We start from the raw sequence: 11,399 nt of genomic DNA on the forward strand, positions 1-11,399 counted from the left end.
GGCCCGGCTGGGTGCGCCGCCCGCTGCGCAGCCGCGACTCCCAGCTGATGGCCGACGGCCTGCGCGCCCTCGGGGTCACCATCGAGGAGAAGGTCAACAACGACTCCGGCGGCATCGGCGGCGGCGAGGCCTGGCGGATCATCCCCGCCCCCGTGCTGCGCGGCCCCGCCTCCGTCGACGTCGGCAACGCCGGCACCGTGATGCGCTTCCTGCCCCCGCTCGCCGCCCTCGCCGACGGCCCGGTGCACTTCGACGGCGACCCGCGCAGCCACGAGCGCCCCCAGCACGGCGTGATCGACGCCCTGCGGGCCCTCGGCGCCCGCATCGAGGACGACGGCCGCGGCACCTTCCCGCTCACCGTCCACGGCACCGGCGGCCTCGACGGCGGCCCGGTCGAGCTCGACGCCTCCGCCTCCTCCCAGTTCGTCTCCGCCCTGCTGCTCTCCGGCGCCCGCTACAACCACGGCGTCGAGGTCCGGCACGTCGGCGGCCCGGTGCCGTCGCTGCCGCACATCCGGATGACGGTCGAGATGCTGCGCCTGGCCGGCGTCCAGGTCGACGCCCCCGAGGACGGCGGCGAGAAGGACGTCTGGCGGGTCACCCCCGGCGCCCTGATCGGCCGCGACCTCGTCGTCGAGCCGGACCTGTCCAACGCCGCGCCGTTCTTCGCCGCCGCCCTGGTCACCGGCGGCCGGGTCACCGTCCGCGACTGGCCCCGGCACACCACCCAGCCCGGCGACCGGCTGCGCGAGCTCTACACCGCGATGGGCGGCGCCTGCGAGTTCACCGAGGACGGCCTCCAGTTCACCGGCACCGGCCGGATCCACGGCATCGAGGCCGACCTGCACGACGTCGGCGAGCTCACCCCGGTGATCGCCGCGGTCGCCGCGCTCGCCGACTCCGAGTCCCACCTGTACGGCATCGCCCACCTGCGCCTGCACGAGACCGACCGGCTGGCCGCCCTCGCCAAGGAGATCAACGACCTCGGCGGCGACGTCAGCGAGACCGAGGACGGCCTGCGGATCCGCCCCCGCCAGCTGCGCGGCGGCGTCTTCCACACCTACGAGGACCACCGCCTGGCCACCGCCGCCGCGGTGCTCGGCCTCGCCGTGCCCGGCGTCGAGGTGGAGAACGTCGCCACCACCGCCAAGACCCTGCCCGACTTCCCCCGGATGTGGGCGGATCTGCTCGGCGAGGGCGAAGCGGCGGCGGGCGCCTGAGCGGAGACTGAGCACATGCGCCGCTACGGCAAGGACGCCGACGAAGACGACATCCGCAACCGCCCGGCCCGCCGGGGCTCCCGGCCGCGGACCAGGATCCGGCCCAAGCACGAGGACGCCGCCGAGGCGATGGTGCTGACCGTCGACCGCGGCCGGCTCACCTGCCTGGTCGATCCGGGGACGAAGCAGGAGCGCGAGATCACCGCCATGAAGGCCCGCGAGCTGGGCCGCAAGGGCGTGGTCGTCGGCGACACCGTCAGCCTGGTCGGCGACCTCTCCGGGGACGCCGACACCCTCGCCCGGATCGTCCGGGTCGAGGAGCGCAGCTCGGTGCTGCGGCGCACCGCGGACGACGACGACCCGTACGAGCGGATCGTCGTCGCCAACGCCGAGCAGATGGCCATCGTCACCGCGCTGGCCGACCCGGAGCCGCGCCCCCGGCTGATCGACCGCTGCCTGGTCGCCGCCTACGACGCGGGCATGGAACCGCTGCTGGTGCTCACCAAGTCCGACCTGGCCCCGGCCGCCCCGCTGCTGGAGTCCTACGCGCCGCTGGGCATCGACTACGTCGTCACCCGGAGGGACGAACTGGAGACCGCCGGCGCCGAGGCCGTCCGCGAGCACCTGCGCGGCCTGTCCACGGTGTTCATCGGCCACTCCGGCGTCGGCAAGACCACCCTGGTCAACGCGCTCGTCCCGGACCGCCAGCGGCAGACCGGCCGCGTCAACGCCGTCACCGGGCGCGGCCGGCACACCACCGTCTCCGCCCTGGCGCTGCGGCTGCCCCCGCCGCCCGGCGCCAAGCCCGGCTCGAAGAAGGCGCTGAACCCCGGCTGGGTGATCGACACCCCCGGCTTCCGCTCCTTCGGCCTCTCGCACATCGACCCGTCCCGGGTCATCCACGCCTTCCCCGACCTGGAGCCGGGCACCGTCGACTGCCCGCGCGCCTGCAGCCACGACGAGCCGGACTGCGCCCTGGACGCCTGGGTCGCCGACGGGCACGCCGAGGCCGCCCGGCTGTACTCGCTGCGCCGGCTGCTGGCCAGCAAGGAGGCCCGCGAGGGCGACTGACCCCGCACAGCTCGCGGCCCGTTCGAGGTGTCGGAGCGCGCCGGCCTGGCGATCATAGGAAGGTCGGGCCGGGCGCGGTCCGTCCGTCGAGCGACAGGGAGGGCACGCGATGGCATGGGCCCTGGTGGTCCTGGCAGGCCTGCTGGAGACCGGCTTCGCGATCAACCTCAAGCTCAGCGAGGGCTTCACCAGGCTCTGGCCCACCATCAGCTTCTGCGTGTTCGCCCTCGGCAGCTTCGGGCTGCTCACCCTCTCGCTGAAGAGCCTGCCGGTCGGCCCCGCCTACGCGGTGTGGACCGGCATCGGCGCGGCCGGCACCGCGGTCTACGGCATGGCCTTCCTGGGCGAGACCACCTCGGTGCTCAAGCTGGTCTCCATCTCCCTGGTGATCGCCGGCGTCATCGGCCTGCAGCTCAGCGGCTCCGCCCACTGAGGGGATCCGGCGCACTGAGCTAGGGTTTCGGCATGGCCGACTACCACGACGATCTCCGCCTCGCCCATGTCCTCGCCGACTCGGCCGACTCGGTCACCCTGGAGCGCTTCCGCGCCCTCGACCTGACCGTCGAGACCAAGCCGGACCTCACCCCCGTCAGCGACGCCGACAAGGCCGCCGAGGAGCTCGTGCGCAGCGTGCTCCAGCGCGCCCGCCCGCGCGACGCCGTCCTCGGCGAGGAGTTCGGCCTGCAGGGCTCGGGCCCGCGGCGCTGGGTGATCGACCCGATCGACGGCACCAAGAACTACATCCGCGGCGTCCCCGTCTGGGCCACCCTGGTCGCCCTGCTGGAGGAGGGCCCGGACGGCGTCACGCGCCCGGTGGTGGGCATCGTCTCCGCCCCCGCGCTGCAGCGCCGCTGGTGGGCCGCCGAGGGCCTGGGCGCGTTCGCTGGCCGCAGCCTCGCCAAGGCCTCCCGGATCGGCGTCTCCGGCGTCTCCCGGATCGAGGACGCGTCCTTCTCGTACTCCTCGCTGACCGGCTGGGAGGAGCGCGGCCGCCTCGACCCGTTCCTGGACCTCACCCGCGCCTGCTGGCGCACCCGTGCCTACGGCGACTTCTGGTCGTACATGATGGTCGCCGAGGGCGCGGTGGACATCGCCGCCGAGCCCGAGCTGTCGCTGTGGGACATGGCGGCGCCCTGCGTCATCGTCCAGGAGGCCGGCGGCCGCTTCACCGGCCTGGACGGCGTCCCCGGCCCGGGCGGCGCGGACGCCGTCGCCTCCAACGGCCTGCTGCACGAGGAGGCGCTGCGGCGCCTGTCCGTCTGAGCGGGCCGAACGCGCCAAACGCGCCTGACGTGGTTGCGGGCCCGGTGACCAGTGGGAGCTGGTCACCGGGCCCGCCGCTTGCCCGATCCGGTCGCCGCTACTGCTTGCGCAGCTCCCGGACCGCCGCCTCCAGCCGCTGCCCGTAGTCGGCGTCGGCCTTGCGGAAGTTGTCGATCGCCCGCTCCACGATGTCCTCGCGGTCGGCGGAGACCTTGGCGATGAAGCCGGCCAGGTTGGCGATCAGCCGCTGCTTCTCGTCCTCGGAGAACAGCCGGTACAGGTCGCCCGCCTGCACGAAGTCGTCGTCCTCGGCGTGCGAGGGCGCCACGTGGGTGCCGGTGAGGCCGTCGACGGCGGTGGCGGCCCACAGCGGACGGCCGGTCTGCACCGGGCCGCCGAAGCTGTTCGGCTCGTAGTTCTTCTGGCGGCCGTGGCGGCCGTCGTAGAGGTGGCCGTCGCGGCCGTAGGTGCGGGCCTCGGTGGCGTGCGGGCGGTTCACCGGCAGGTGGTCGGCGTTGATGCCGACCCGGTAGCGGTGGGCGTCCGCGTAGGCGAACAGGCGCCCCTGGAGCATCTTGTCCGGGGACGGGCCGATGCCGGGCACGAAGTGCGCCGGGGAGAAGACCGACTGCTCGACCTCGGCGAAGACGTTCTCCGGGTTGCGGTTGAGCTCCAGCCGGCCGATCTCGATCGGCGGGTAGTCGGCGTGCGGCCAGACCTTGGTGAGGTCGAAGGGGTTGAAGCGGTAGTTCGCCGCGTCGGCCGCCGGCATGATCTGGACCTGCACCGTCCAGCTCGGGTACTCGCCGCGCTCGATCGACTCGCGCAGGTCGCGCTGGTGGCTGTCCGGGTCCTCGCCGGCCAGCGTGTTGGCCTCGGCCTGGGTGAGGGTGCGGATGCCCTGGTCGGTCTTGAAGTGGTACTTGACCCAGAAGTGCTCGCCGGCCTCGTTCTGCCACTGGAAGGTGTGCGAGCCGTAGCCGTTCATGTGGCGGTAGCTGGCCGGGATGCCGCGGTCGCCGAACAGCCAGGTCACCTGGTGGGTCGCCTCGGGCGACAGGCCCCAGAAGTCCCAGACGTTGTCGGCCTCCTGCGAGCCGGTGTACGGGTCCCGCTTCTGGGTGTGGATGAAGTCGGGGAACTTGATGGCGTCCTTGATGAAGAACACCGGGGTGTTGTTGCCGACGAGGTCGTAGTTGCCCTCCTCGGTGTAGAACTTCAGCGCGAAGCCGCGCGGGTCGCGCACCGCGTCGGCCGCGCCGAGGTTGCCCGCCACGGTCGAGAAGCGCAGGAAGACCTCGGTCTCCTTGCCGACCTCGGAGAGGAAGGCCGCCCGGGTCCAGGGCGTCACGTCGGCGGTCACCGTGAAGGTGCCGTACGCGCCGGCACCGCGGGCGTGCACCACGCGCTCCGGGATCCGCTCGCGGTTGAAGTGCGCGAGCTTCTCGAACAGCAGCTGGTCCTGGATCAGGGCCGGACCGCCGACGCCGGCGGCCTCGGTGTTCTGGTTGTCGGCGACGGGGGCACCCGCCTCCGTGGTGAGGGTCGGGCGCAGCTCGTCCTGGGTGCTCATAAGGGTGCCTCCGAGGGATCCGGTCGTGATGACACGATCCTAACTTGGACTTTGTCCAAGTCAACACTGGCACCAAACTCGGAGCCTGACCTACTCTGGATGCATGACCGATCTGCTGGAGAGACTGCGCGGAAGGGGCTGGCGGCTGACCTCGCAGCGCCGGGTCGTCGCCGAGGTCCTCGACGGCGAGCACGTCCACCTCACCGCCGACGAGGTGCACGCCCGGGCCGCGGACCGGCTGCCCGAGATCAGCCGCGCCACCGTCTACAACACGCTCGGCGAACTCGTCGCCCTCGGCGAGGTCCTGGAGGTCGCCACCGACGGCCGCGCCAGGCGCTACGACCCCAACGCCCACCGCGCCCACCAGCACCTGGTCTGCTCCGGCTGCGGCGCGATCCGCGACGTCCACCCGTACGGCGACCCGCTCGCCGCCCTCCCCGCCGCCGAACGCTTCGGCTTCGTCGTCACCGCCGCCGAGGTCACCTACCGCGGCCTGTGCCCCGACTGCCGTCCCTGACCCAGATCAGTCAGGCGCTCAGCTCGGCGTTCAGCGCGCCCAGCAGCCGCCCGGCCCGCTCGGCCACCTCGGCCGGCCCGTAGTCGATCGCCCTCCGGCACCAGTTCTCCGCCTGCACCGGCTCGCCCCGGCGCAACGCCAGCAGCGCCAGACGCAGCGCGGCGCGCCCGTGCCCGGCGTCGGCGGCCCGGGTGTACCAGAGCATCGCCTCCGCCTCGCTGTCCTGACGGGCCAGCAGCAGCCCCAGGTTGAACGCGGCACTGCGGCTGCCCGCCTCGGCGGCACGCCGGTACCAGCTCTCGGCGATCTCCAGCGCCCCGCGCTCGGCCGCCCGCACGCCCATCCGCACCTGCGCCCGCCGGTGCCCGGCGTCGGCCGCCACCGCGTACCAGTGCTCGGCCTCGGCGTCCGCGTCCCCGCGCCGGTCCAGCACCGACGCCAGCCGGAACGCGCCCTCCGCCGAGCCGCCGGCCGCCGCCTGTCGGTAACGCTCCAGCGCCCCGGCCAGGTTGCCGCGCCGCTCCTGGGCGACGGCCAGTTGCAGCGCCGCCTCGCCGTGGCCCTCGGCGGCGGCCCGCGCGTACCACTCCTGGGCCTGCCGGTGCTCGCCGCGCCCGGCGTGCAGCACGCCGAGGTTGAAGGCGCCGTCCACACTGCCGGCCTCGGCGGCCTTGGAGAACCACGGCTGGGCACCGGACTCGTCGCCGCGCTGCAGCAGCACGACGGCCAGCGCGTTGCAGGCCTCCCGGTGCCCGGCGTACGCGGCCCGGCGGTACCACTGCTCGGCCTGCTGCTCGCGGCCGGTGCCGGCGCACAGCAGCCCGAGGTTGAAGGCGCCGTTCTGGTCGCCCGCGTCGAGGGCGGTGCGGTACCAGTACTCGGCCTCCTTGGCCTCGCCGCGGCTCGCGTGCAGGGCCCCGAGCGCGTTGGCGGCGTTGCCGTCCCCGGCCTCGGCGGCCTCCTGCCACCACTCGGCGGCGGCGGCGACGTCCCCGGAGTCGCGCAGCAGGAAGCCGAGCGCGCAGGCCGCGCGCGGCTCGCCGTTCTGCGCGGACTGCCGGTACCAGCGGGCGGCCTCGTCCAGCAGCGACCGGTCGGCGCCCGCTCGCTCCTCCAGCAGCACGCCCAGGCGCAGCGCGGCGCGGGCGTGGCTGCGGGCGGCGGCGGTGCGGTACCAGGCCTCGGCGGTCTCCTTGTCCCCGGCGGCCTCGCGCATCCGGGCCAGCCGGTAGGCGGCCTCTCGGTGCCCGGCGTCGGCGGAGACCTTGAACCAGCGCTCGGCCCGTACGTCGCGCCGGTGCTCCATCAGGTCGCCCAGCGCGTAGGCGCCGAGCGGGTGGCCGTGGTCGGCGGCGTAGTGCAGCCAGTACTCGGCGGCCTCCTCCTCACCCTGGTCGCGCAGTTGCAGCCCGAGCGCGTGCGCGGCCGGGGCGCTGCCCGCCACCGCCGCCTGGCGCCACCACTGGCCGGCCTCGGCGCGGTGGCCCTGCTGGTGCAGCAGCACGCCCAGGTTGTTGGCGGCCGCGCGCACCCCGGCGGCCGCGGCGGCGCGCAGGTAGGGCTCGCCCTCCTCCAGTTCGCCGCGGCGCAGCAGCAGGGTGCCGAGCCGGCAGGCGGCGTCCGGGTCGCCGCCGTCGGCGGCCTGCCGGTGCCGGGCCTCCAGGGCGGCGGACTCCCGGGCGGCCAGCGCGGTCTCGAAGCTGGTCGGGTCCAGGCCCGCCGGGTCCAGCGCGGCACCGGAGGGCGACTGCCCGTCGGGCCCGCTCCCGTACGGGCCGACGGCGGCGGAGAACTGACGGGTCGACACGTGGACGAGGCTGTCCGGGCCCGAGCCCCCGACCTGGGGGCGCTCGGACAGTCCGCCGGTGCGCTGGGAGGGGAGGGCTCCGGGGCGGCTGTCGGGGCTCTCGGTGCTCTCCGCCCAGGCGTCGGTGTCCGCCTCGGCGGCCGCCGCGGACTTGGCGCCTGACTTGCCGATCAGCCTCATGCCGACTCCCGCTCCCCCAGAGTGTCGCGGCATCGTGCCCCGGCCCGCGGTCGGGGGGACTCCCGGGGAAGGCGCCGGACCCGACGGCCGGTCAGCGGCCGTGCACCGTCCCCCACGTGTCCCATCGTCGCATCACCCGCTACCCGCGTGCACCTGCCTCGCCCGAAATCCGGCGGGGCCGACCCGAAGCCGACGAAATTGCTTCGGCGCTTTGTCGATTTCCCGACACTCCCACCCCACAAACCCCGCTGCCGTCTCCCTTGGCGACGGTCGATAGTACCGGAGCGGTTCCCCCCGCTTCCGGGCGAGAACGGGCCCGAGAAACGCCAGAGGCCCGGAGGACGAATCCTCCGGGCCTCTGCCTTGAGTAGCGGGGACAGGATTTGAACCTGCGACCTCTGGGTTATGAGCCCAGCGAGCTACCGAGCTGCTCCACCCCGCGTCGGTGGTTAAACCATAGCACGGAAACGAGAGGACCCCGGACGATGATCCTCCGGCGCCCCGAACCGACTCCGTCGGCAGGAGCCGGCGCGGCCCGGGAAACGCCAGAGGCCCGGAGGATGAATCCTCCGGGCCTCTGCCTTGAGTAGCGGGGACAGGATTTGAACCTGCGACCTCTGGGTTATGAGCCCAGCGAGCTACCGAGCTGCTCCACCCCGCGTCGGTGGTCATACCGTAGCACGGACGCGGGGTGGAACCGAAAACGGTTACCGCAGCTCAGTGGCTACGGGTTCGGGCTCGGTGAGCCGGAACCCGCGGCGGGCGGGGTCGGAGTGCCCGTCGGGACCGCCGGGGCGCTGCCGCCGCCGGCCGCCGCCACCGCCTTCAGCGCCTCGCCGAGCGCCTTCTGGGCGTTGCCGTAGGCCACCCAGTCGCCGGCCTTGATCGCGGCCTGACTGTCGTCGTACGCCTTCACCGCGTCCGAGATCGCCTTCTGCAGCTGCGGCGAGGTCGTCCCGCCCGGCCCCGCGGTGGCCTGCCCGGTGGGCGCGGGCGTCGCCGGGGAGGTCGGCGTCGTGCCCCCGGTGCCCGGCGTGGACGGCGCGGTCGGGGTGACCGCGGGCGGCGCCCCGGAGAACACCTTCTTCAGCGCGTCCTCCAGGGTGTTCTCGAACGCCACGTTGTCGTCCCCGTAGACCGCCAGCACCTTCTGCATCGTCGGGTACTTGGCGCCGCGCCCGCGCACGTACACCGGCTCGACGTTCAGCAGACCGCCGCCGACCGGAAGGGTCAGCAGGTTGCCGTACTCCAGCTCCGAGTCGCCGCCGCTCTTCAGCAGCGTGATCTGCGTGGCCACCTCCTGACGGGAGTTGAACTTCGACTGCACCAGGCCCGGGCCGGGAGCACCGCCCTCACCCGTCATCTTCAGGATGCGGATCTTCCCGTAGTCCGGCCCCGGATCCGAGTCCACGGCCATGAACGCCGCCAGGTTCGGCCGCTGGTTGGGCACGAAGGTGCTGGTCAGCGAGAAGCTCGCGGACGCGGCGTCCGGCATCCGCACCGTCACGTAGTACGGCGGCTGGACCTGCTTGGTGTCGCTGGTCGGGTCCACCGGGACCTGCCAGATGTCACTGCCGTTGAAGAAGGAGTTGGCGTCGGTCACGTGGTACTGGCCGAGCAGGTCGCGCTGCACCTTGAACATGTCCTGCGGGTAGCGCAGGTGCGGCAGCAGCGACTGCGGGATGTCCGCCTTCGGCTCGACGGTGCCCGGGAAGGCCTTCATCCAGGTCTTCAGCACCGGGTCGTTCTCGTCCCACTGGTAGAGCTTCACCTCGCCGGTGTAGGCGTCCACCGTGGCCTTGACCGAGTTGCGGATGTAGTTGACCTGGTTGGCGACGGCCAGCAGCTCACCGCGCTGGTTGGTCAGCGAGTCCTTCGTCGCGGTGCCCAGCGTCGTCTTCGAGGAGAACGGGTAGCCGTCCGAGGTGGTGTAGCCGTCCACCACCCACACGACCCGGCCGTCCTGCACCACCGGGTACGGGTCGGCGTCGATCGACAGCCACGGCGCGACCTTCTCCACCCGCTCCTTCGGCGTCCGGTTGTAGATCACCTTGGCGCCGTCGGTGATCGCCCCCGCGTACAGGATCTGCGGCTCGGTGAAGCGCACCGCGTACGCGGCCCGGGTGATCGGGTTGTCCAGCGACACCCCGCTGTCACCCGTGTACGTGTACTCCACGTTCTGGCCGGACTTGGTGTCGGTGTAGTCGATCTCCTTGTTCGAGCCGCCGACGATCGAGTACGTCGTCGTCTTCTCGCCGTAGTAGATCCGCTGCTCGTAGTCGCCCAGCGCCCCGGTGGCCGGCAGGCCCGACTCCGTGAACACCGGCTGGCCCTTGTCGTCGACCTGGTTGCCCTTGGCGACGACCGCGCCGTAGCCGTGGGTGTACTTGAAGTGGTCGTTGATCCAGTTGCGCTGCACCCCGTTGAGGTCCAGCTCACGCAGGCCGATCACGGTGTCCTGCTTGCCCGAACCGGTGCCGTAGCGGTCCACGTCCAGCGTGTTCGGGAAGGCGTAGTAGTTGCGCTGCTGCTCCAGCGACTGGAACGCCGGCGAGACGATGTTCGGGTCCAGCAGCCGGATGTCCGCGACGGTCTGCGCGTCCGGCTTCAGCGCGTCGGTGTTCGTCGAACCCTGCGGGCTGTACGGGGTGGTCTGCGCGTCCGCGATCCCGTACGCCTGCCGCGTCGCGTCGATGTTCTTCTGGATGTACGGCGTCTCCTTGGCCTGCTCGTTCGGCTTGACCTGGAACTGCTGCACGATCGCCGGGTACAGCCCGCCGATCAGCACCGCCGACAGCACCATCAGACCCAGTCCGATCAGGGCCGGCGCCCAGGTGCGGCGGATCGGGGTCAGGAAGAACAGCACCGCGCAGATGATCGCGACGAAGAACAGGATCGTCTTGGCCGGCAGGAACGCGTTGGCGTCCACGTAGCGCAGGCCGGTCCAGCCCGACACCCCCTTGTACCCGCCGGTCTTCACCGCCAGCGCGTACCGGTCCAGCCAGTACGCCACCGCCTTCAGCAGCACGAACACACCCAGCAGCACCGCCAGGTGCCCCTGCGCGCCCGCACTCGCCCGCCGGCCCGGGCCCTGCAGCCGCAGCCCCCCGTACAGGTAGTGCACCAGCGCCGAGGTCAGCAGCGAGACGATCACCGCGCTGAACGCGAAGCCCAGCACGAACTCGTAGAACGGCAGGTCGAAGGCGTAGAACGAGACGTCCATGCCGAACTGGGAGTCCTTCTCACCGAAGGACGTCGAGTTCGTCCACATCAGCCAGGTCCGCCACTGACCGGACGCCGCGGCACCCGCCACCAGGCCGATCACCAGCGAGACGCCGATCAGCGCCCAGCGCTTGAACGGCGCCAGACCCGACCGGTAGCGGTCCAGGCTCTGCTGCTCGACCGACATCGCCGACAGCGGCGGCCGAAGCCGGTGCGCCAGCCAGATGTTGAAGCCGACGATCACCGCCATCAGCAGGCCGAACACCGCGAACAGCCCGATCTTCGTCCACAGCTGAGTGGTGAACACCGAGGAGTAGTGGACCGACCTGAACCACAGCCAGTCCGTCCAGAACCCGGCGAACATGACGAACAACAGGAACAGCACCGCGAGTACGCCCAGGGTCAGCAGGGCCACCCGCGCCCGCCGGGAGGGCGGGCCTACCCTGCGCCGGAAACCCGGCCCTGAGCGTTCCGGCATCTGGAATACCACGGTGGCACCTCAGCTGTGTCGTCTGGAGAACGGTCGGTCGTCAGAGAAACTTAACC

The 11,399-nt window shown here is 72.4% G+C and carries 8 protein-coding genes and 2 tRNA genes; 5 read left to right on the forward strand and 5 right to left on the reverse strand.

Annotation, left to right across the window (positions count from 1 at the left end; translation table 11 throughout):
* The 4 genes from aroA to hisN form a co-directional block, all read left to right on the forward strand.
* Nucleotides 1–1,220 (forward strand): 3-phosphoshikimate 1-carboxyvinyltransferase (gene aroA / locus J0670_RS16630; RefSeq protein ID WP_207812368.1); only part of this gene is annotated, 1,220 nt, incomplete at its 5' end.
* Nucleotides 1,221–1,235: 15 nt separating this feature from the next.
* Nucleotides 1,236–2,291, forward strand: coding sequence for a ribosome small subunit-dependent GTPase A (rsgA, locus tag J0670_RS16635; protein WP_207812369.1), 1,056 nt, complete (start codon nt 1,236–1,238; stop codon nt 2,289–2,291).
* A gap of 109 nt (nt 2,292–2,400) precedes the next feature.
* Nucleotides 2,401–2,724, forward strand: a complete 324-nt coding sequence (locus J0670_RS16640; protein WP_207812370.1) for a multidrug efflux SMR transporter — start codon at nt 2,401–2,403, stop codon at nt 2,722–2,724.
* Between the two features lie 32 nt (nt 2,725–2,756).
* Nucleotides 2,757–3,554: a histidinol-phosphatase gene (hisN, locus tag J0670_RS16645; RefSeq protein WP_207812371.1), complete on the forward strand. Its 798-nt coding sequence runs from the start codon at nt 2,757–2,759 to the stop codon at nt 3,552–3,554.
* Nucleotides 3,555–3,651: 97 nt separating this feature from the next.
* Here hisN and J0670_RS16650 read toward each other — a convergent pair whose 3' ends face one another.
* A complete protein-coding gene (locus tag J0670_RS16650; protein WP_207812372.1) occupies nt 3,652–5,127 on the reverse strand; it encodes a catalase in 1,476 nt (491 codons plus the stop codon).
* A 103-nt stretch (nt 5,128–5,230) separates the two neighbouring features.
* Here J0670_RS16650 and J0670_RS16655 point away from each other — a divergent pair, with 103 nt between their 5' ends.
* Nucleotides 5,231–5,644, forward strand: a complete 414-nt coding sequence (locus J0670_RS16655; RefSeq protein ID WP_207812373.1) for a Fur family transcriptional regulator — start codon at nt 5,231–5,233, stop codon at nt 5,642–5,644.
* A gap of 10 nt (nt 5,645–5,654) precedes the next feature.
* Here the strand turns inward: J0670_RS16655 and J0670_RS16660 are convergent, their stop codons facing one another.
* From J0670_RS16660 to J0670_RS16675, 4 genes are all read right to left on the reverse strand, one after another.
* A complete protein-coding gene (locus J0670_RS16660; RefSeq protein ID WP_207812374.1) occupies nt 5,655–7,631 on the reverse strand; it encodes an SEL1-like repeat protein in 1,977 nt (658 codons plus the stop codon).
* 368 nt (nt 7,632–7,999) lie between these two features.
* Nucleotides 8,000–8,073, reverse strand: a tRNA-Met gene (locus J0670_RS16665).
* 145 nt (nt 8,074–8,218) lie between these two features.
* Nucleotides 8,219–8,292 (reverse strand) — tRNA-Met (locus tag J0670_RS16670).
* 63 nt (nt 8,293–8,355) lie between these two features.
* Nucleotides 8,356–11,331 (reverse strand): UPF0182 family protein, encoded by a 2,976-nt coding sequence (locus J0670_RS16675; protein WP_207812375.1) that lies wholly within the window; start codon nt 11,329–11,331, stop codon nt 8,356–8,358.
* Nucleotides 11,332–11,399: the final 68 nt, after the last annotated feature.

The organism is Streptomyces sp. FH025 (assembly GCF_017427025.1).
Classification (GTDB): Bacteria; Actinomycetota; Actinomycetes; order Streptomycetales; family Streptomycetaceae; genus Kitasatospora.